The following is a 19,753-nucleotide window of genomic DNA, read 5'->3' as shown; positions in this document are numbered from 1 at the left end:
GATATAGGAACACGGAAATGAAAGACATGACCAATCTCGACGAATTCGAAGTCGGCTATGACATTCCGGCCAAGCCCGGAATGGATGAAGCCGATATCCAGACCCCTAGCCTCGTGCTGGATCTCGATGCACTGGAACGCAATATCAAGAAAATGGGCGACTATGCAAAAGCGCATGGTATGCGCCATCGCGTGCACGGGAAAATGCACAAATCTGTGGACGTTGCAAAACTTCAGGAAAGGATCGGTGGCGCCGTTGGTGTTTGCTGTCAGAAAGTTTCCGAAGCGGAAGTTTTCGTTCGCGGTGGCATCAAGGATGTTCTGGTATCAAATCAGGTGCGTGACCCCGCCAAAATCGACCGTCTTGCCAGCCTGCCAAAGCTGGGCAGCCGCATCATCGTCTGCGTGGACGATGTGGACAATGTCGCAGACCTGTCCGGCGCGGCCGTCGATCACGGGACGCAATTGGAAGTTTTTGTGGAAATCGACTGCGGTGCCGGGCGTTGCGGTGTCACGACAACCCCAGAAGTGATTGAGATTGCCAAAGCCGTAGTAGACGCCGAAAATCTGAAATTCACGGGCATCCAGGCCTATCAAGGCGCGATGCAGCATCTCGACAGCTATGAGGCGCGTAAAGAAAAGCTCGACACGGCGATTGCCATGGTCAAGGACGCTGTTGAAGGGCTGAAGGCGGAAGGCATTGAATGCGAATTGGTCTCGGGTGGCGGTACCGGATCTTATTACTTCGAATCCAACTCGGGCGTGTATAACGAGTTGCAGTGTGGGTCTTACGCTTTCATGGACGCCGATTACGGCCGTATTCTGGACAAGGACGGCAATCGCATCGACCAAGGAGAGTGGGAGAACGCCTTTTTCATCCTGACAAGCGTTATGAGTCACGCCAAGGCTGACAAGGCAATCGTCGATGCCGGCCTCAAGGCACAGTCGGTTGATAGTGGCCTGCCGGTCGTCTATGGGCGCGACGATGTCGAGTATATCAAATGTTCGGACGAACATGGCGTCGTCATGGACACGGACGGGGTACTCAAGGTCAACGACAAGCTCAAGTTGGTTCCGGGGCACTGTGACCCAACCGCGAACGTGCATGATTGGTATGTCGGCGTGCGCAACGGCAAGGTTGAAACCGTTTGGCCCGTATCTGCCCGCGGCCACGCGTATTGATGCCCGACACCCAATAGCAGGCAAATCCGGCTCAAAAAGCAGCCCGACAAGTCGCCCGTGTGCGTTCGCTTCCTTCCAGAGACGCACACGGGCGCGTGAATTCTGAGTGGAGAACAACATGTTGATCGTACCCGAGCGCGAAATCGGTGACCTGATGACCCGACAAGCCGCCTTTGACGCCGTCGAAAAGGTTTTTGCTGCGATGGCCGCTGGCGATGCCTACAATTTTCCCGTTGTTCGGGAAGCCATCGGGCACGAAGATGCGCTTTATGGCTTCAAAGGCGGCTTTGACCGCGCCGGCCTTACGCTGGGTTTGAAAGCAGGGGGCTATTGGCCGAACAACCTGGAAAAGCGCGGGCTTATCAACCACCAGTCCACCGTTTTCCTGTTCGATCCCGACACCGGCAAACCTTCGGCCATGGTGGGTGGCAATCTTTTGACCGCACTGCGCACTGCGGCGGCATCCTCTGTGTCGATCAAGCATCTCGCGCGCGCGGATGCAAAAGTGATCGGTATGATCGGCGCCGGCCATCAAGCCGCCTTTCAACTGCGCGCAGCACTCGAGCAACGTGCATTTGAAAAGGTCATTGGCTGGAACTACCACCCGGAAATGCTGCCCAACATTGAAAAGGTCGCCAATGAATCAGGCGTTCCATTCGAAGCGGTAGAACTCGACGGAATGACCGAAGCAGATGTGATCATCTCAATCACCTCGGCCTTTTCTCCTTCGCTCATGGCCAACCATGTCAGCCCTGGAACGCATGTCGCCTGCATGGGCACCGATACCAAGGGAAAGCAAGAAGTTGAAGCCGCGTTGTTGGCAAAAGCATCCGTCTTCACGGACGAGGTTGCGCAATCCATCACAATCGGCGAGGCGCAGCATGCCGTGGCCGAGGGCTTGATCAAGGAAAGCGATGTGGCACAGCTCGGCGCGGTTATCAACGGCACGAATTCCGGCCGGATATCGGACGATCAGATCACCCTGTTCGATGGCACCGGAGTTGGACTTCAGGATCTAGCGGTGGCCGCGTCCGTTGTAGAGTTGGCCGTAGAAAAAGGGATCGCTACCGACGTTGATTTCTGAGGGTCAAGGGAAACATCCGACACAGAACTAGTTGCACAAAAAGCTTGGCCACCAGTTCTTTTTCCGGTGGCTTTTTTTAGTCCATGATCATGAACGGCTCGGGGAACCAATATTCCTCAAGGTTGGGCCCGCTGCCAATTCTGTCCACGACCGCAAATAGACCCGGATCGTGAAGCGGGGTCAGCACGCCATGCCAGGTGTTGCGGTGGTAATTCACGCCCTGCCCCGGCGTTGTTTTGAAAGCCTCAGGCCTACCGGGGATGCCATCTTCATCACGAGCGACGACTACGACGAAGGGTTTGTCCGACAATGGCAGAAACGCCTGACTGCCGTCCGGGTGACGTTCAACCATTTCCAGCTTAATCGGAAGGCTGAAAGCCTTGGACTGAAACACGCTGATCCCGGCGCGACCGCCGTTGAAATCAAGCAAGGCACGGTCGTGATATCGAGCACAATTGCCTTGATTGATGTATTTGTCCGCGTTGCCAGACACCTCGATGACATCACCAAAGGGCGCGAAAACTTGCGACGTCAAGGGCCGGAGTTTCAGCGCAACCGTCATCCCGCAAATTTCTCGATCAAGCGCAGTTCTGCAATCCGCTCGACCTGGCGGCAGGCTTCGGCAAATTCGGTGTCCCGGTCGCTGTCGATGCGGCGATGGAATGCGTCAAGGATGCTTGCCTTCGTGTTGTCTTTGACCGCGATGATGAAAGGGAAACCAAACTTGGTGGTATATGCCTCATTCAGCACGGTGAACGTTGCGCGCTCATCATCGGTTAACATATCCAGACCGGCCCCGGCCTGTTCGGCGGTGCTTTCCTTGGTCAGCCGTCCAGCGGCAGCCAGCTTGCCGGCCAGATCTGGGTGGGCCGTCAGGACATCAAGCCGTTTCTCGGAAGGTGCCGTTCGAAAAACCCGCGCAAGTGCGTTGTGGACGCCAGCTGCATTGTCATGGGTTGGCCCCAGCTCAAGCTCATATGCGCCTTCCGCAATCCACGGGCTGTGTTCAAACACTCCGCCAAATTCGGACACAAAGGTAGACTGGTCCATTTCGGACGGGGTTAGGCGTTGCATGGGGGGGTGTTCCTTTGCCCAGTGGTCGGCAATCTGTTCGCGCGTTGCGAACCAGACGCCATCATGTTTCTTGAAATAGTCCAGCGCACGTTTCAGCGCCATCGCGCGACCTGGCCGACCAATCAATCGACAATGCAATCCAATCGAAAGCATTTTCGGCGCCCCTGCCTCACCTTCGGCATACAGCATGTCAAAACTGTCTTTCAGATAGCTTTCAAACTGTTCGCCATTTGTGAAACCTGCCTGGATCGCAAAACGCATGTCGTTGCAGTCCAAGGTATATGGCATGATCAACTGATCTTTGCCTCCGGTCTTGGTCCAATATGGCAGATCATCCGCATAGCTGTCAGCGATATACGCAAAGTCGCCTTCCTGGGCAGCCAGATCGACCGTATTCATCGAACAGCGGCCCGTATACCAACCGCGCGGAGGCTGACCAGTAACTTCAGTATGCAAGCGGATGGCTTCACGGATTTGAGCACGCTCTTCCTCCGGAGCCATATCCTTATGTTCAATCCATTTCAGCCCGTGACTGGCGATCTCCCATCCTGCATGCTTCATTGCCGCAACTTGCGCAGGAGCACGCGCCAAGGCAGTAGCAACCCCATAAACGGTTATCGGCAGATCCTGCAAAAGGTGATGCACACGCCAGAATCCCGCGCGACTGCCGTATTCATAGATCGACTCCATATTCCAGTGCCTCTGCCCCACCCACGGGGCGGCACCGGTGACCTCCGAGAGAAACGCCTCAGAGGCGGGGTCACCATGCAATATGTTGTTTTCACCGCCTTCTTCATAGTTCAATACGATTTGAACCGCGATCTTGGCACCATTTGGCCAGTTCGCTTTGGGCACTCGCCCAGCGTAACCGGTCATATCTCGTGGATAAGGCTTCACGTCAGTTTCCTTCTACTTGAATTGATCAATACCCCAGATAATTCGAGATATTTTTCAAAAAATACGAAAAACAGCTTCGGACAGTCTGCCTTTGCCCATTGACAAGAAATAAGATTAGTAACTGGGTGACTTGAGGAGTAGCGCAAATGACTGGTTACCTAACCACCCACGTCCTGGATACCGCGCGGGGCTGCCCCGCCCAAGGGTTAAAAATCGAGCTTTTCCGCATCGACGGCACAGATCGCAGTTTACTGAAAACACTGGTTACCAACGATGACGGCAGAACTGACGAACAAATATTGCCCGAAGCTGAGTTTTCGACAGGCGAGTTCGAGTTGATCTTTCATGCAGGCGCATATCTCGACGCGTCCGGTACCCCGCCCGAGGACCCACGTTTTCTAGATGTGATACCCATTCGCTTTGGGATGTCCGAACATTCGCATTACCATGTGCCTTTGCTTCTTTCACCCTTCGGGTATTCAACCTATCGCGGCAGCTGAGTAGTTTACCGAGAAGTATTGGCCGCAGCTATGGATGATCCAATACGTTCAATGATGAACTCCATGAAAAGCCGCGTCTTGGGGTCCTGCATGCGACGATGCGTGAACAGGCACGCCATCTGAATCGGTTCCGGGGGTGTTTTTTCGGCCACCGGGACCAGTTTTCCCGACTTAAGATGCTGGAAAATCTCAAATATCGGTTTCAACGCGATCCCGTGACCAGCAAGAGCCCAATCGGTTAGCACGTCACCGTCATCTGACTCATAGCGTCCCGAAACGCGAAACCGCTTTGGCCCGGAAGAGGTTCTTAGCAGCCATTGAAACTCGGTCGCGCCCGGAAAGCGCAGGCTCAGACACTCGTGGTTGTCGGCGATAATGTCATCACCGCTTTCAGGCATTCCGCGGCTTTTGATGTATTTCGGAGATGCACAGAGAACCCGCTCCACATCAGCTATCTTGCGAATACGCAAGTTGCTGTCTTCCGGCTGACCAAGGAAAAACGCCAGATCCAGCCCTTCGGTCGTCAGATCCACCTTTCGATCTGTCAGCCTGAGCCTTACATTCACCTCTGGATATTCAGCTAGAAACTTTGGCACTTGCGGCGCGATCAAGCGGCGACCGACCCCCAACGGGGCGGCAACATAAAGTGACCCTTTCAGGTTTTCAGTAATATTAACGATCTGCGCTTCTGCTCTTTCGACCGCCTCAAGAATTTCAGCAGCCCCCCGGTAGAACGATTTTCCCTGCTCGGTCGGGGTCAGGCTTCGTGTGGTGCGCTGAAACAATCGCACGCCCAGATGCTCTTCCAGTTGGGATATTCTTGCCGATGTCACAGCTGGAGAAACCCTCAGATCACGACCTGCCGCAGACATGCTGCCCAACTCGTAAACCCGGACAAAAGTTCTGATGTTATCTAGGTATGACATTTTTTTGCATTTTTTGATACTGCTTGGTCTTTGCTAGCAATACCAGAACAAATCGGACTCGCATAGAGTGCCGGAAAAAGGATACTGAGGAGCAAAGCCATGTATGACCTAGCCGTAATCTGGGAGTGGGTCGCCTTTTCTGTCCGCTGGCTGCACGTGATCACTGCGATGGCGTGGATTGGGGCGTCTTTCTATTTTATTGCGCTTGACCTCATGCTTAAACCGAACGCTGCGCTGCCGGATGGTGCCTATGGAGAAGAGTGGGAAGTCCACGGGGGCGGGTTTTACCACACCGTTAAATATCTGGTCGCACCCGCCAGCATGCCCGAGCACCTGACCTGGCACAAATGGCAGAGCTACACGACATGGCTTTCAGGTGCGGCATTGCTGATGATCATCTACTGGGTCGGAGGCGAGTTGTTTCTGCTTGATCCTACCAAAGTGGATCTGGCGCTGTGGCAGGGGATCTTGATCTCTGGCGGGTCACTGACAATTGGCTGGCTCCTTTATGATTACATGTGCAAATCCAAGTTAAGCGATCATCCCACCCTTCTCATGCTGCTCTTGTTTGTGATCCTCGTGATCATGTCCTGGGGCTACAATCAGATTTTCACCGGACGCGCGGCGCTGTTGCACCTTGGTGCGTTCACAGCCACCATCATGACGGCCAACGTGTTCTTTCAGATCATGCCGAACCAGCGAATTGTGGTCGAGGACCTCAAGGCAGGTCGAACCCCGGACGCCAAATACGGTAAGATCGCGAAGGTTCGTTCCACCCACAACAACTATCTGACATTGCCTGTCGTGTTTCTGATGCTGTCAAACCATTACCCGTTGGCCTTCGGGACCGAGTATTCGTGGATCATTGCCAGCCTGATCTTCCTGACGGGCGTGACCATACGGCACTACTTCAACACGATGCACGCAAATGGCAAGGGGCCGCATTGGACCTGGGGTGTTACGGTCATTCTTATGGTCGCGATCGCCTGGTTGTCTTCCGTTCGATCCGGCGAGACCTGGGAAGACGCAGAAGCGCGCGAACTGACGCCTTACGAGCAAAAATTTGCGTCAGCCGCCGGGTTCGAGGCCGCATATGACACCGTGCTGGGCAATTGCTCTATGTGTCACGCCCGAGAGCCCGTCTATGGCACGATGAAATGGGCGCCCAAGAAGGTCTACCTTGAAACACCCGGTGACGTCGCCCGACAGGCCGACCAAATATATCTTCAGGCAGGGATCAGTCACGCGATGCCGCCGCCATCCGCGGTTCAAATGGATGATGAAGCGCGCAAGACGATCATAGCATGGGTAAAGGAAGTCAGGGCTCAGTAAAACCGGACAGTACCAACCAGCGAAGGCGAAATCAGTCTAGTTTCTGATCTCGCTTGTTTTCAGTGAGACACAAAAAATCGCTTACTGTTCTGCGCGATATGTTCGACGAACAAACGCACCTTGGGATCCTGAAGCTTTTTGTGCGGGTACAAACACCCAAAAATCGTCGGCACTGGTGGCGTCTTTGGAAGGACCTCGACCAACTGTCCATTCACCAGGTATTCCCGCACGTCAAATCGGGGCTTGTTGACAATCCCCTTTCCTGCCAGCGCCCAATCCGTCAGCACGTCCCCATCATCGGCGTCGTACTTGCCGCGGACTTCCAACTTTCGAGGACCCATATCGGTATTGAGAGACCAAAAATATTCGGGCGATCTGGGATAGCGCAGCAATAGGCAGTTATGCGTCGGCTGTAGCAGGTCGTCTGGAGTATTGGGCACGCCGAAGTTGGACAGGTAGTCAGGCGACGCGCAAAGGACACGGTCGCAATCCGCGAATTTTCTCAGCTTCATGGTGGAGTCGCCGGGCTCTCCTATGAAGAACGCGATATCCAGGCCATCGGCCATTATATCCACTTTGCGGTCGGACAGGCGCATGCGAACCTCTGTTTCCGGGTACAGATCCGAAAACTCCGGGACCAGCGGCGCAACGATTCTACGACCGACACCCAATGGTGCGGTGATGCGAATTGCACCTCGGGGGGCGTCGGAAAAGCTGGCCACCCGCGCTTCGGCATGATCAAGCGCCAGCAGGACCGCTTTGGCTTCCTCATAGAATACGGAACCAACTTCGGTCGCCGTCATCGAACGGGTTGTTCTGTTGAACAGCCGCACACCCAAATGGTTTTCCAACTCTTTCAACCGCTTGCTAGCCACCGCCGGAGTCAACCTCAGATCGCGCCCGCCGGACGTGATGCTTCCCAGTTCCATCACTCTGACAAAAACCCGCAAACTTTCGATATATGACATTCAACCCTCCCGATGCGGTCAGATTGCGCTGAGGACCTGCTTTTTTCAATGATCAGTTGAAAGTATTTTCCATTTCCGACGATTTTAAGACTCAATCGTTGACTCTATGGTCCCCCGGTCACCTCCAAGCAGGCAGGGAGTAGGGAGAGCTTCATGACGTTTCGTACCGACATTCGTTTTGTCCTGAACGGCAGGGATGTGACCGTTCCAAGCGTGTCAGCAAACCAAACTCTGTTGGACTTTTTGCGACTGGAGCAACGGCTGACCGGCACAAAGGAAGGCTGCGCCGAGGGCGATTGCGGCGCATGCACTGTACTTGTCGGACGGCTTGGAAAGGCAGGTCTTACCTACGTGCCAGTTAATGCCTGTATTCGCTTTCTTGCGTCTGTAGACGGGTGTCATGTTGTGACGGTTGAACACCTTTCCGGGCCCAATGGACGCCTGCATCCGGTTCAGCAAGCCATGATCGACCATCACGGCAGCCAGTGCGGCTTCTGCACACCGGGCTTTGTGATGGCCCTGTACGCGCTTTGGATGAAAACGCCAGAACCGAGCAAAGAACAGGTCGAAACTGCCCTACAGGGTAATCTTTGCCGCTGCACCGGATATGAACCGATTGTACAAGCCGCGATAGCCGTCAGTCGCTATGGCACCCCAGCATCGGATCATCTGAATACCGAACGTGAAACCATGACATTGCGCCTGGCTGCGCTGAAGGACGGATTGCGGGTCGTTTCTGGCCCAGAGGATAACCTGAGTATCCTTCCTGCCTCTGTCGATGACCTGGCCGTCTGTCTGCAAACCTATCCAAAAGCCACGATCATTGCAGGGGCTACCGATGTTGGTCTTTGGGTCACCAAGTTTCTACACAAAATTGGGCCGGCGATCTTTATCGGTCATCTTGAAGACCTGCAAACAGTTGAACGACAGGGTTCCTTCCTCCTGATAGGAGCTGGCGCAAGCTACACCGATTGCCAAGAGCACCTGTCCAAGCACTTGCCACACCTTTCCCGGTACTGGGATCGCATTGCAGGATGGCAAGTGCGGAATATGGGCACGGTCGGCGGCAATATCGCCAACGGGTCGCCCATCGGGGACACGCCGCCAGTGCTGATCGCGCTCGGCGCCGAGATCACATTGCGTCGCGGTTCGGATATCCGGGCATTGCCACTCGAGGCTTATTTCCTTGAATACGGCAAACAAGACCGCCAACCGGACGAGTTTGTCGAAAGCATACGCGTTCCTCTGCCGAAACCCAATGATCTGGACGCGGCCTACAAGATTTCCAAACGCCGCGATGAAGACATTTCATCGGTCGCGGTCGGTATCCATATGACGGTCACGGACGGCATCATCAGCGATGCGCGCCTTGCATTCGGTGGCATGGCCGCCACTCCTAGGCGGGCCACTGCCACGGAAACAGCTTTAAATGGCCAGCCTTGGTCCCGCGAAAGCTTTGAGACCGCCGCTGCGGCACTGGCGCAGGATTTCTCTCCGCTCACGGATTGGCGCGCATCTTCAGATTACCGAATGCTGACCGCGCAAAATCTGCTGCTCAGGTTCTTTCTTGAAAACGACGCCGAAACAACTGGCCCTTCGCAGCTGGCCTGTGTCTGACAAGGAGACCCACAATGAAAGACAACGTTTCCATTATTGGCGCGCCGCACACAAACGTTAACCACGACAGCGCAGTCAAGCATGTCACCGGACGCGCCGACTATACAGACGATATCGCGCTGCCCGAGGGCACTTTGCACGCATATCTCGGTGTCTCAGACGTCGCACATGCCAAGCTTATAGGCATTGATTTCGCAGACGTTCTGGCAGTGCCCGGCGTGGTCGGGGTGATAACTGCAGATGACGTGCCAGGGGTCAACGACATCAGCCCGACACATCTGAATGATGAACCCGTTTTTCCGACCGACACTATTCAGTTTCACGGCCAGCCGTTGTTCGCAGTGGTCGCCGAGACCCGTGACATCGCGCGGCGCGCAGCGGAGTTGGCAAAGATAGAATATAAGGCCTTGTCGCATGCACTGGATCCGATTGCGGCGCAGGAAGCCGGGTATCCGCATGTAACAGCACCGCTCAAGCTGGAGCGCGGCAACGTAGACGCGGCACAGGAAACGGCCCCAAACAGAATCAAGGGTCGGATGCGGGTTGGTGGGCAGGATCATATGTATCTTGAAGGCCATATCGCCTTTGCCCTTCCGGGTGAGGACGATGACGTGGTCGTGCATTGCTCGACGCAGCATCCGTCGGAAGCACAGCACATGGTGGCCCATGTGCTTGGGGTGCCTTCCAATGCAGTTGTGGTCAATGTGCGCCGCATGGGCGGTGGTTTTGGCGGCAAGGAAAGCCAGATGAATCTGTTCTGCGCCGTGGCTGCCATAGCTGCGAAGAAGTGGAACCGAGCGGTCAAAATCCGGCCCGACCGGGATCAGGACATGACCGCCACAGGCAAACGCCATGACTTTGTGATCGACTATGACGTTGCCCATGACGACGACGGCCGCATTCAGGCCGTCGATGGCTGCTTTGCCGCGCGCTGCGGGTATTCGGCAGATCTGTCAGGTCCGGTCACCGACCGGGCGTTGTTTCACGCAGATAACGCGTATTTCTATCCAAATGTGCGCCTGAACAGCCGCCCGATGAAAACCAATACGGTGTCCAATACCGCCTTCCGCGGGTTCGGAGGGCCTCAGGGCGTGATCGCCGCTGAGCGGATGATCGAAGAAATCGCCTATGCCACGGGGAAAGACCCGCTGGATATTCGCAAGTTGAATTTCTACGGCTCAGGGGACCGCAACATAACCCCATACCATCAGGAAGTCGAAGACAGCATTCTCGACCGGCTGGTCGGAGAGTTGGAAGAGACATCGCAGTACCGCCAACGCCGTCAGGACATCATCGCGTTCAACAAGACCTCTGCTATTCTGAAGAAGGGCATCGCGCTGACGCCGGTCAAATTCGGCATCTCGTTTACGGCCACATGGTACAATCAGGCCGGGGCGCTGGTGCATGTCTACAACGATGGATCAATCCACCTGAACCATGGCGGCACCGAAATGGGGCAAGGCTTGAACACCAAGGTCGCGCAAGTTGTGGCCGAGGCCTTTCAGGTCGATTTCAGCCGGATCAAGATCACCAAAACAACCACTGAGAAAGTTCCCAACACCTCGGCCACTGCGGCGTCAAGCGGGACGGATCTGAACGGTATGGCAGCCTTGAACGCGGTTGAGCAGATCAAAGACCGTCTTGTGAAATTCGCCTCCGAAACCTGGGGGGTCACGTCTAACGAAGTGATCTTCCTCTCCAATCAGGTACATATCGGTCAAGATGTTCTGCCCTTCGAGGCCTTTATCAAACAGGCTTATCTAGCGCGCGTGCAACTGTCCGCAGCCGGGTTCTATAAAACCCCAAAGATCCATTGGGACAGAGCAAAAGGACAAGGCCGCCCGTTCTATTACTATGCCTATGGTGCCTCATGTTCCGAAGTGACGATTGACACGCTGACCGGTGAATATCGGGTTGAACGCACAGATGTGCTACATGATGTCGGACGCTCACTGAACCCGGTTCTCGACAAGGGTCAGGTTGAAGGCGCCTTTCTTCAGGGCATGGGCTGGCTAACCACCGAGGAACTTTGGTGGGATGATGCCGGTCGCCTGCGCACCCATGCACCTTCGACGTACAAAATCCCGCTCGCATCGGATCGCCCGCGCAACTTCAATGTGAAGCTTGCCGATTGGTCCGAGAACCGCGAATTGACGATCAAACGGTCCAAGGCTGTTGGCGAACCCCCATTCATGCTGGGAATTTCGGTGTTCGAGGCGCTGTCGATGGCGGTCGCTTCTGTCGCCGATTATCGGGAATGCCCTCGTCTGGATGCTCCGGCCACGCCGGAACGTGTGTTGATGGCCGTTGACCGTTTGCAGAAAAGCACTTGAGCCATGAACTCTGCCTTGTCCCTGAAAGAGTTTCTGTCCGCACAGCACAGCGTGATCTGCATCGCGCTAACGCGCGTACGCGGGTCCTCGCCGCGCAATGAGGGGACAGAAATGTTCGTAGCCCCCGAGGCGCTTTGGGGCACCATAGGCGGCGGGCAATTGGAATTCTTGGCCATCAATGCCGCGCGGAAGATGCTGGCTGATGGGGTTCTGCATCAAAAGATGGATGTGCCGCTGGGGCCCGAGATCGGCCAATGCTGTGGCGGACGGGTCGAGTTGAAACTGAACCGTATGCGCGCATCAGATAGGCACTCTGCTACGGAACGGGCGGCGCGTCGTGATAAAACGTTGCCCCATGTTTATGTGATGGGCGCCGGCCATGTCGGACGTGCACTGGCCAACCAGTTTCAGCATTTGCCTGTGCGTTGCATTCTTGTTGATACAAGACCCGAGGAAATCGAACTTTGCTCGGCGAATGTCGAAACTCGCGTAAGCGCAATCCCGGAATTCGAAATTCACGGTGCACCCGAAGGCAGCGCATTTGTCGTCCTGACCCACGATCACGGGCTGGATTTCCTGCTTACAACTGCAGCTCTTGAACGTCAGGACGCCGCCTATGTAGGCATGATTGGATCTGCGACAAAGCGGATAAAGCTCAGGAATTGGGCGCATAGACACTGTGACGGACAGTCCATCGAACATTTGAGATGCCCCATTGGGGCCAGCGGTAGCCGCGACAAGCGGCCCAGCATCATCGCCGCCTTCGTGGTATCCGAGGTGATGGCTGAACTGACCTCTGAAACTGCCGCGACCGCCCCGACCGGGGCAAACCAAGCGCCCCTCGTGGGCCACTATCACAACCGGAAAGGGAGATTGGCCTGACACTTGTCGGGCTATTCCGGTCATATCAGAGGAGGAAACCGTCATGGACGGGAGGACCTACGAATATAAGCTGTTTACGCGCAGCGATTTCAGCGCTTTTTGGGCGCTTTTTACTGACAACCTGGTAAACTTGCTGATCCTGTCTGGGGTCTGTCAATTCGTGTTCCAGATGCCGGCCGACATCGTGTATGGCCGTATCGTTCCAGGTGCGGCGATTGCAATTTTGGCCGGGGTCGCTGTTTACACCTATCTTGCCAAATATGCGGCAACCTTAAAGGGTGAAGATGTCACCGCGTTGCCTTACGGCATCTCGACACCGGTCATGTTCGTCTACCTTTTTGGTGTGATCGGGCCGATTTACTGGGCGACCAACGACCCAATGCTGGCTTGGCAAGTGGGCATCGGCGCCGGTTTCATGGGGGGCATCGTCGCGGCATTGGGTGCCATCGTGGGACCTTACCTCAAGCGCATTACCCCACGCGCGGGGATGTTGGGCACGCTTTGCGGGATTGCCTTGGTCTTTATCGGCTCCGTGCCGTTAGCCGAAGTTTTCGAGAACCCCATCATTGGTTTCACATCGCTGCTGTTCATTCTCTGGGGTTTGATCGGTCGTTTTCGCCTTCCGGGCAACGTTCCGGCCGGGTTGGTTGCGATTGCTGCCGGTACGGTCATTGCCCTTGTTCTGGGCGAGTCCAAAATTGACACAAGCGGTATCGGATTCTACCCCCCGATCCCCTATATCGGAGACCTGATCGCCGGTGTGCAGTACCTGTTCGCCAACCCGGAACTGTTCCTTGTTCTGATCCCAGTGCAAATTTACAACTTCATCGAAACCATGAACAACGTGGAATCGGCCGAAGCGGCCGGGGATCACTATCCGGTTGGGTTGTGTCAGGTTACCGATGGTGCAGGTACGATGCTGGGGGCTGTGTTCGGTTCGCCGTTCCCTACCACCGTTTACATCGGTCATCCGGCGTATAAGCGACTTGATGCACATGCAGGATATATCGTGGGCGTCGCGGTCGTGATTGCCGCTGCTGCCTTTGTCGGTTTTCTGTCTTTCCTTGCGGGGTTGATCCCGATTGCCGCTGCAGCACCGGTATTGGTGTTTGTCTCTGTCAGCCTGATCACCAATACCGCCTGGGCCGTAAAACCGATGCACATGGCAGCCGTATCTTTCGCGATCTTGCCGCACATTTCGGCCTTCTTGATGGTCAAATGGGGATCACTGATGAATGCACTGCGCAGCTCAGGCGTCGAGGGGCTTCCTTCGCTTGGTGACGAAGGCCTGACGGCCGCACTTCTCATGGAAGGGGCGCATTACGAGGGGCACCTTGCCCTGAGCCAAGGCGCGATCATCACAGGGCTGATCTGGGGTGCGATAGTGGCTGACGTAATTGATGGCCGCTTTCGGATGGCCGGAGCGTTCGCTCTGGCAGGTGGCCTTATGTCCTCGGTTGGGATCATTCATGCATACACGTTGCAGATGCCTCAGTTTGACGGGATCACCGTCGGCTACCTGATCGTCGGAACCTTCCTTTACGTGTATCCGATGCTCGCACCGAAAGGAGATCTGGAGCACCGCGTGATTGTCCCGGATGAACCTGACTTCATCGACGACAACACGCCGGCGCAGCAGGCCTGATCCGCATTGGGGCAGCCGCGCGGGCTGCCCCATCTCACCCCTCCTATAAACGAGAATTTTCATGACCCAGAGATTGCTGCGTGGTCGTCTGCTGACCTTCCATCGTGAGCCTCAGAACGGCAAAGACTTGAGCGCCTACACCTATCTTGAAGATGGCGCCCTGTTGATCGAAAACGGGATTATTCAGCAAACGGGCCCCTATGCCGAGCTGAGTGCAAAAGCCGTAAACGTGCCAGTGACGGATCACCGCCCGCATCTGATGATGGCCGGTTTCATCGACACACATATTCACTTCCCCCAGGTTCAAGTGATCGCCTCTTGGGGGGCCCAGCTCTTGGATTGGCTCAACAACTACACGTTCCCGGAAGAAATCCGGTTTGCGTCCGACGAACACAGCACGCTTATGGCGCGAGCGCTTTTCGATCAGCTTGTCGACCACGGCACAACGACTGCGGTCGCCTATTGCTCGGTCCACAAAACGTCGGCGGATGCATTTTTTACCGAAGCGACCAGGCGGAACATGCGCATGATTGGCGGCAAGGTTCTGATGGACCGGAATGCGCCCGACGGTTTACGGGACACGTCACAATCCGGCTATGATGACACAAAAGCCCTGATCGCCGATTGGCACGGCAAAGGTCGCAACGGCTATGTTATCACACCCAGGTTTGCAATCACGTCAACGCCGGATCAAATGAGGATGGCCCAGGCATTGGCACGGGAACATCCCGATTGCCACATCCAGACTCATTTGTCGGAAAATAAGGATGAGATCGACTATACAAAGCAGCTCTATCCGCATGCGCGCGATTACCTGGATGTTTACCAGTCCTTTGGACTGTTGGGGCAAAAAACACTTCTCGGGCATTCCATCCACCTCGAGGCACGGGAGATCTCGGCAATTGCAGAAACCGGCGCGCACCCTGTTTTTTGCCCGACCTCAAACCTGTTTCTAGGTAGCGGCCTGTTTGACCATAAAGGTCTGAGCATGCGCGGCATTTCAAACGGGATTGCGACGGATGTTGGTGCAGGCACCAGCTATTCGATGCTGCAAACCCTCAATGAAGGATACAAGATCCTTCAGTTGCAAGGTATGGCGCTGCATCCGTTACAGGCATTCCATTGGGCAACCCGTGGAAATGCCCGCGTTCTGGGCCTTGAAGACAAAATCGGCAGTCTCGATCCCGGAACCGAGGCGGATATCGTCGTCCTGAATGCGCGCAGCACACCGGCTATGGCCCTGCGTATGGATCGCGTTGACAGCCTTGCTGAAGAACTGTTCGTCTTGCAAATTATGGGCGACGATCGCGCGATTGAGGAAGTCTATATTTCAGGGTCACCCAGCAAGACCGTCCCGAAACAAGAAGCCGCTTCCACCCGCGCCCAAGTAACGGCCTAGCAGCGCCCGAAACGAAAATCCAAGCTGACCACTGTGACGGTCACACGGTTTTGGCGGACAGCGGCACTGCATCGAGAATTCCGTAGGGGTCCCAGTTGCTACCGAGTTAGACTGGCCACGACTCAGAATACCCTCAAACACCTGTGCTTTCGGAAAGGATGAACCATGCCCGAAGTCAAAGTTGCGCTGATGACCGGTACAGGCCAAGGCATCGGTCGAGGTTGCGCCATTGAAATGGCCAAGGCTGGCTACAAGGTCTCGTTGATGTCCCCGTCCAATCGATCGATCGAACTCGCACAAGAGCTTGGGGGAATAGGCCGTCGGGGCTCTGTGTTGGATGTCGATGATCTGCAAGCGATGGTCGACGACACCATGCACGAATATGGACGTATCGACGCAATTGTCAGCAATATGGGCCACGGGGGGTCAGTGCCCCAAGCCATCAAAACGGTTGGGTTCGACCCCGACTTTGACGGGCCGCTTCTAGAACTCAGCGACGCGCTGTGGCATGAAAGTTTGGACATGTATGTGCTGAACGTCGTCAAGATTGCCCGTATTGTCACTCCCATCCTGATTGAACAAGGTGGCGGCGCCTTCGTGAACATTTCATCCATGAACACGATAGAACCCCGCGCGCCCTACCCGATGAGCATGCTGCGCGGTGCCCTGCACAGTTTCTCAAAACTGTATGGCGACCGATATGCCCGTCACAATATTCGCATGAACAATCTGCTGCCAGGCTTCTGTGAGAACGTAAACCTGTCGGACCGCGCGCGTCGGGAAATCCCAGCTCAGCGGCCCGCAACCTTCGAGGAAATTGGACAGGCTTGTGTATTTCTTGCCAGCGAAGGGGCCCGGTATATTAATGGTCAGAGTATCCTGTCTGATGGCGGGATGAACCGCGCGGTACGCTAGGTGCAAGGCTGGAAAAGATGATCGTCAAGACACTCGAAGACATTTTGGGGACAGAACGGGATGTCTCTGGTCCGGGATGGAACAGCCGAAGATTGCTGCTGGCCTCTGACCGCATGGGATTTTCGCTGACCGACACAATCATCAAAAAGGGCGCGGCGCTTGAGTTGGAATACACCCACCATCTAGAGGCGTGTTATTGCATCGAAGGTCAGGGGCAGATCAGGGCTGCTGATGGCGAAACCTGGCAATCCCTTGAACCCTTCACCCTGTATGCACTGGACCGGCACGATCGGCATGTGGTGCAGGCCACTAACGCCGACCTTAGACTTGTCTGCGTTTTCACACCACCGCTCAGTGGGCAAGAAGTGCACCGGGACGATGGCAGCTATGCCCCGACCGAAAATCTTGAATAAGGCAGGTACTAAGCAGAGGACCTGCCAGCCGGAACCGCCCAGTGCTTTCTGTCAATCAGACCCTCGCTTTTTCGAATGCACTCCAGGCAGTTTCGAAGGCTTCAAAATCAAATCCCGGCTGTCGGGCGGCGTCCAGGATGATACGCTCGGTCGACAAAAGATTTTGAATGGCGGCTTCCAGTTGATCAATAATGTCTTCCGGCACAACCAACGCCCCATGTCGATCGGCGTGGACCAAATCGCCGGGGCACACCTCAAGTCCAAAGATTGAAACCGGCGTGTCAATCTCGCGGACATGGACAAAGCCGTGACTTGGCCCGACGGAGCCTGCGATGACCGGAAATCCCTTGGGCATGTCCCCAAGATCACGCATGACGCCATTGGTCAGGACGCCCGACATGCCGAACCCTTTATGAACCGTTGTATTGATCTCACCCCAATATGCACCGACGCATTCGGGATGGTCCGTATCCTCGACCACCGCGATGGTTGGGCCGGGCGGTTCGGCCATATATTTGTAGTAGGCCATGCGACGTGTTCGAATGACCTCTGGCGGCTCATTCGACGGGTGAACTGCAGCTATCTTGGCCGTGCGCGCGTAGCCAACGATCGCGGGTTCTTCAGGAGCGGAGCAGAGCATTGTACCGCGTGTAAACCTGTTGAACCCGCGCTGGCCCTGCGCCACTTCGATGGCGTTGCAGACAGTCGGCGTATCGACCTTACGAAGCAAAGACAAAAGAGACGGTGTCATGTGTTCTCCAACCAGCTCGAAAGGGCTTCTGTTGTTTCGTTTGGCTGTTCCAATGTAGGCAAATGACCTGCCCCATCGACGATTTTGAACGTGCTGTTTGGCAAGAGATCATCCATCAACTGATGACGCTCGATCGGGCATAGCCCGTCTTCTCGCCCACACAGAACCAATGTCTGTCCGCGATAGCTGGACAGAACCGCGCGCTGGTCTGGTCGGTTCATTAGTGCTTGCGACTGGCGCAGAAAGACGTCCGCTCCCAGATCGACCGCCATTTCCATGCAAAGATCCAGTATGCGGCCCTGACGAGAACTCTCGGCCAGATAGTTGGGTTTCATTTCCTCGCGCATCACTTGCTGCAGGCGACCTGCACGCACCGCTTCCATTTGCGGCCCGCGACGAGCTTTCACTTCAGGCAACTCGGCCAACGGATTTGTATCGAGCAACGCCAAACGTGCGACACGGTCGGGGGCTTGACGCAGCACCTCCATAGCCACAATCCCGCCCATCGACAGGCCCGCCAGTGCAAAGTGCGGTGGGGCATTTCCCAAGATGTCAGCTGCCATTGCCTCGACGCTATCGTGTTGGCTTAGCGGAAAGGTCATGACCGGCAAAACACTGGACAATGTTTCGATTTGAGGGCCAAAAAGCCGCGCGTCACACATCATGCCGGGCAAGAAGATCAATGGGGTCATAAGGAAACCAGCTTTGCGCCCTCTGACAGTGCGGACAGTTTGGCATAAGCAATCTGCGGATCGACCGCGCCGAAGCCTGCAAATGTTCCAAAGCCACAATCGCTGCCAGCAATCACCCGGTCGGCCCCTACAATCTGGGTAAAACGTTCGATCCGCTGGGCCACGAGTTCGGGATGTTCAACGAAGTTGGTGGTCGTGTCGACCACGCCCGGGATCAGAACTTTGTCGTCGGGAATCTCGGCCTTGCGGTCACGAAATACTGTCCATTCATGTGCGTGGCGCGGGTTCGAAGTTTCGAACAATACATAGCGTGATTTGGTCGCCATCAGCGCGCCAAACACTTTGTCCATTGCGATGTCGCAGCAATGCGGACCCTCGTAGTTGCCCCAGCAAATATGAACCCTCACGCGCTCTTGCGGAACGTTTTGAAGCGCATGGTTCAGAGCCTCGACATGCATATCCGCAATCTTGACGAACTCGTCGTCTGAAAGGTCGGTGAACAGCATGTGGCGGGACAAAGCCAAATCCGGACAATCCAATTGCAGATCCAAACCTGCGGCGACAATGGTTTCGTACTCCTCTTTCATAACGTCGGCCAACGCCGTCAGATACGCTTCGCGCGACGGATAGAAATCATTTTGCAAAAACAACGAGATTACACCCGGTGAGGCCGCGTTCATAAAGCCATGTTCGACCCCGTGCTGCGCCATAGCCGCTTTGAGGTTGGCAAGGTCTTTTTCCAGCTCTCCCTGCCCTTTGGACCGAACCTCGCCAGTGCACATTGGCCGTGCGTATTGCGGCGTGCCCCCACCCTCAGCCAGCCGTTGAAGAAAGCTGGGAAACATCTTCAAATCTGCGGGCGCGTTGCGGGGGCTGTCACCTGAAAATCCAAAATACCGATCCTTGACATAGGTCGCGTATGAAATTTTCGACGTTTCACCGTCACTGACTATGTCCACGCCGGCTTCGACCTGTTTACGAACCGTTTCGGAGACTGCATTTGCCATGCAAGCGTCAAAAGCATCCCCGACATAAGGCGTGTCGTTTTCGCGGGCGAAAATGAAATCCACAACGTCCTGCGTTCGAGGCAGAGACCCAACATGGGTGGTTTTGATCGTCATCAGAGCCTCCTGATATTTTTGCG

At 55.4% G+C, this 19,753-nt stretch carries 18 protein-coding genes; 11 read left to right on the top strand and 7 right to left on the bottom strand.

Annotated elements, in window-relative coordinates:
* Positions 1-17: 17 nt before the first annotated feature.
* Positions 18-1,181: a 3-hydroxy-D-aspartate aldolase BhcC gene (gene bhcC, locus GOV80_RS06705; protein ID WP_170772052.1), complete on the top strand. Its 1,164-nt coding sequence runs from the start codon at positions 18-20 to the stop codon at positions 1,179-1,181.
* Between the two features lie 118 nt (positions 1,182-1,299).
* Positions 1,300-2,265 carry an iminosuccinate reductase BhcD gene (gene bhcD, locus GOV80_RS06700; protein ID WP_170783385.1) on the top strand — a complete coding sequence of 322 codons (966 nt, stop codon included), beginning with the start codon at positions 1,300-1,302 and terminating at the stop codon, positions 2,263-2,265.
* Between the two features lie 76 nt (positions 2,266-2,341).
* Here the strand turns inward: bhcD and GOV80_RS06695 are convergent, their stop codons facing one another.
* Together GOV80_RS06695 and puuE are read right to left on the bottom strand one after the other, a co-directional pair.
* Complete coding sequence (locus tag GOV80_RS06695) at positions 2,342-2,827, bottom strand: ureidoglycolate lyase (RefSeq protein ID WP_170783383.1); 486 nt, start codon at positions 2,825-2,827, stop codon at positions 2,342-2,344.
* On the bottom strand, positions 2,824-4,236 hold the full coding sequence (puuE, locus tag GOV80_RS06690) for an allantoinase PuuE (RefSeq protein WP_170783381.1): 1,413 nt from the start codon (positions 4,234-4,236) through the stop codon (positions 2,824-2,826). The genes GOV80_RS06695 and puuE overlap by 4 nt, the downstream gene beginning before the upstream one ends.
* A gap of 146 nt (positions 4,237-4,382) precedes the next feature.
* On the opposite strand from puuE, the gene uraH reads away from it, so the two are divergent.
* Positions 4,383-4,736, top strand: coding sequence for a hydroxyisourate hydrolase (gene uraH, locus GOV80_RS06685; protein ID WP_170772047.1), 354 nt, complete (start codon positions 4,383-4,385; stop codon positions 4,734-4,736).
* Positions 4,737-4,741: 5 nt separating this feature from the next.
* Here the strand turns inward: uraH and GOV80_RS06680 are convergent, their stop codons facing one another.
* Entirely contained in the window at positions 4,742-5,662 is a 921-nt protein-coding gene (locus GOV80_RS06680) for a LysR family transcriptional regulator (RefSeq protein ID WP_170783379.1), read from the bottom strand.
* 99 nt (positions 5,663-5,761) lie between these two features.
* On the opposite strand from GOV80_RS06680, the gene GOV80_RS06675 reads away from it, so the two are divergent.
* Complete coding sequence (locus GOV80_RS06675) at positions 5,762-6,994, top strand: urate hydroxylase PuuD (RefSeq protein WP_170783377.1); 1,233 nt, start codon at positions 5,762-5,764, stop codon at positions 6,992-6,994.
* 59 nt (positions 6,995-7,053) lie between these two features.
* On the opposite strand, the gene GOV80_RS06670 is transcribed toward GOV80_RS06675, so the two are convergent.
* The gene (locus GOV80_RS06670) at positions 7,054-7,962 is read right to left on the bottom strand and encodes a LysR family transcriptional regulator (protein WP_170783375.1); all 909 of its coding nucleotides are present in this window, start codon (positions 7,960-7,962) and stop codon (positions 7,054-7,056) included.
* 153 nt (positions 7,963-8,115) lie between these two features.
* On the opposite strand from GOV80_RS06670, the gene xdhA reads away from it, so the two are divergent.
* The 7 genes from xdhA to GOV80_RS06635 all read left to right on the top strand — a co-directional run bounded on the left by xdhA (position 8,116) and on the right by GOV80_RS06635 (position 17,166).
* Complete coding sequence (gene xdhA, locus GOV80_RS06665; RefSeq protein ID WP_170783373.1) at positions 8,116-9,579, top strand: xanthine dehydrogenase small subunit; 1,464 nt, start codon at positions 8,116-8,118, stop codon at positions 9,577-9,579.
* A gap of 14 nt (positions 9,580-9,593) precedes the next feature.
* The gene (xdhB, locus tag GOV80_RS06660) at positions 9,594-11,912 is read left to right on the top strand and encodes a xanthine dehydrogenase molybdopterin binding subunit (protein WP_170783371.1); all 2,319 of its coding nucleotides are present in this window, start codon (positions 9,594-9,596) and stop codon (positions 11,910-11,912) included.
* Positions 11,913-11,915: 3 nt separating this feature from the next.
* Positions 11,916-12,794 carry a xanthine dehydrogenase accessory protein XdhC gene (xdhC, locus tag GOV80_RS06655; RefSeq protein ID WP_170783369.1) on the top strand — a complete coding sequence of 293 codons (879 nt, stop codon included), beginning with the start codon at positions 11,916-11,918 and terminating at the stop codon, positions 12,792-12,794.
* 43 nt (positions 12,795-12,837) lie between these two features.
* On the top strand, positions 12,838-14,439 hold the full coding sequence (locus GOV80_RS06650; protein ID WP_170783367.1) for a xanthine/uracil/vitamin C permease: 1,602 nt from the start codon (positions 12,838-12,840) through the stop codon (positions 14,437-14,439).
* A gap of 61 nt (positions 14,440-14,500) precedes the next feature.
* Positions 14,501-15,838, top strand: a complete 1,338-nt coding sequence (guaD, locus tag GOV80_RS06645) for a guanine deaminase (protein ID WP_170783365.1) — start codon at positions 14,501-14,503, stop codon at positions 15,836-15,838.
* 165 nt (positions 15,839-16,003) lie between these two features.
* Positions 16,004-16,753: an SDR family oxidoreductase gene (locus GOV80_RS06640; RefSeq protein WP_170772028.1), complete on the top strand. Its 750-nt coding sequence runs from the start codon at positions 16,004-16,006 to the stop codon at positions 16,751-16,753.
* Positions 16,754-16,770: 17 nt separating this feature from the next.
* Positions 16,771-17,166 (top strand): ectoine synthase, encoded by a 396-nt coding sequence (locus GOV80_RS06635; protein WP_170783363.1) that lies wholly within the window; start codon positions 16,771-16,773, stop codon positions 17,164-17,166.
* Positions 17,167-17,221: 55 nt separating this feature from the next.
* Here the strand turns inward: GOV80_RS06635 and GOV80_RS06630 are convergent, their stop codons facing one another.
* From GOV80_RS06630 to GOV80_RS06620, 3 genes are read right to left on the bottom strand one after another with little or no spacing between them, the layout of a single operon-like run.
* Positions 17,222-17,917, bottom strand: coding sequence for an RraA family protein (locus GOV80_RS06630; protein ID WP_170783361.1), 696 nt, complete (start codon positions 17,915-17,917; stop codon positions 17,222-17,224).
* Positions 17,914-18,609 carry an alpha/beta fold hydrolase gene (locus GOV80_RS06625; protein ID WP_170783359.1) on the bottom strand — a complete coding sequence of 232 codons (696 nt, stop codon included), beginning with the start codon at positions 18,607-18,609 and terminating at the stop codon, positions 17,914-17,916. The genes GOV80_RS06630 and GOV80_RS06625 overlap by 4 nt, the downstream gene beginning before the upstream one ends.
* The gene (locus tag GOV80_RS06620) at positions 18,606-19,730 is read right to left on the bottom strand and encodes a cobalamin-independent methionine synthase II family protein (RefSeq protein ID WP_170772020.1); all 1,125 of its coding nucleotides are present in this window, start codon (positions 19,728-19,730) and stop codon (positions 18,606-18,608) included. The genes GOV80_RS06625 and GOV80_RS06620 overlap by 4 nt, the downstream gene beginning before the upstream one ends.
* Between the last annotated feature and the right edge of the window lie 23 nt (positions 19,731-19,753).

Source organism: Ruegeria lacuscaerulensis, assembly GCF_013034685.1.
GTDB classification, from domain to species: Bacteria; Pseudomonadota; Alphaproteobacteria; order Rhodobacterales; family Rhodobacteraceae; genus Ruegeria; species Ruegeria lacuscaerulensis_B.
Note: the sequence above shows the minus strand (reverse complement) of the source record. Positions and strands in the feature narration are given on the sequence as shown.

Excerpts from the sequence above, each read along its gene's own strand:
- bhcC (WP_170772052.1), top strand. The coding sequence starts at position 18 with ATGAAAGACATGACCAATCTCGACGAATTCGAAGTCGGCTATGACATT.
- bhcD (WP_170783385.1), top strand. The coding sequence starts at position 1,300 with ATGTTGATCGTACCCGAGCGCGAAATCGGTGACCTGATGACCCGACAA.
- GOV80_RS06695 (WP_170783383.1), bottom strand. The coding sequence starts at position 2,827 with ATGACGGTTGCGCTGAAACTCCGGCCCTTGACGTCGCAAGTTTTCGCG.
- uraH (WP_170772047.1), top strand. The coding sequence starts at position 4,383 with ATGACTGGTTACCTAACCACCCACGTCCTGGATACCGCGCGGGGCTGC.
- GOV80_RS06680 (WP_170783379.1), bottom strand. The coding sequence starts at position 5,662 with ATGTCATACCTAGATAACATCAGAACTTTTGTCCGGGTTTACGAGTTG.
- GOV80_RS06675 (WP_170783377.1), top strand. The coding sequence starts at position 5,762 with ATGTATGACCTAGCCGTAATCTGGGAGTGGGTCGCCTTTTCTGTCCGC.
- GOV80_RS06670 (WP_170783375.1), bottom strand. The coding sequence starts at position 7,962 with ATGTCATATATCGAAAGTTTGCGGGTTTTTGTCAGAGTGATGGAACTG.
- xdhA (WP_170783373.1), top strand. The coding sequence starts at position 8,116 with ATGACGTTTCGTACCGACATTCGTTTTGTCCTGAACGGCAGGGATGTG.
- xdhB (WP_170783371.1), top strand. The coding sequence starts at position 9,594 with ATGAAAGACAACGTTTCCATTATTGGCGCGCCGCACACAAACGTTAAC.
- xdhC (WP_170783369.1), top strand. The coding sequence starts at position 11,916 with ATGAACTCTGCCTTGTCCCTGAAAGAGTTTCTGTCCGCACAGCACAGC.
- GOV80_RS06650 (WP_170783367.1), top strand. The coding sequence starts at position 12,838 with ATGGACGGGAGGACCTACGAATATAAGCTGTTTACGCGCAGCGATTTC.
- guaD (WP_170783365.1), top strand. The coding sequence starts at position 14,501 with ATGACCCAGAGATTGCTGCGTGGTCGTCTGCTGACCTTCCATCGTGAG.
- GOV80_RS06640 (WP_170772028.1), top strand. The coding sequence starts at position 16,004 with ATGCCCGAAGTCAAAGTTGCGCTGATGACCGGTACAGGCCAAGGCATC.
- GOV80_RS06635 (WP_170783363.1), top strand. The coding sequence starts at position 16,771 with ATGATCGTCAAGACACTCGAAGACATTTTGGGGACAGAACGGGATGTC.
- GOV80_RS06630 (WP_170783361.1), bottom strand. The coding sequence starts at position 17,917 with ATGACACCGTCTCTTTTGTCTTTGCTTCGTAAGGTCGATACGCCGACT.
- GOV80_RS06625 (WP_170783359.1), bottom strand. The coding sequence starts at position 18,609 with ATGACCCCATTGATCTTCTTGCCCGGCATGATGTGTGACGCGCGGCTT.
- GOV80_RS06620 (WP_170772020.1), bottom strand. The coding sequence starts at position 19,730 with ATGACGATCAAAACCACCCATGTTGGGTCTCTGCCTCGAACGCAGGAC.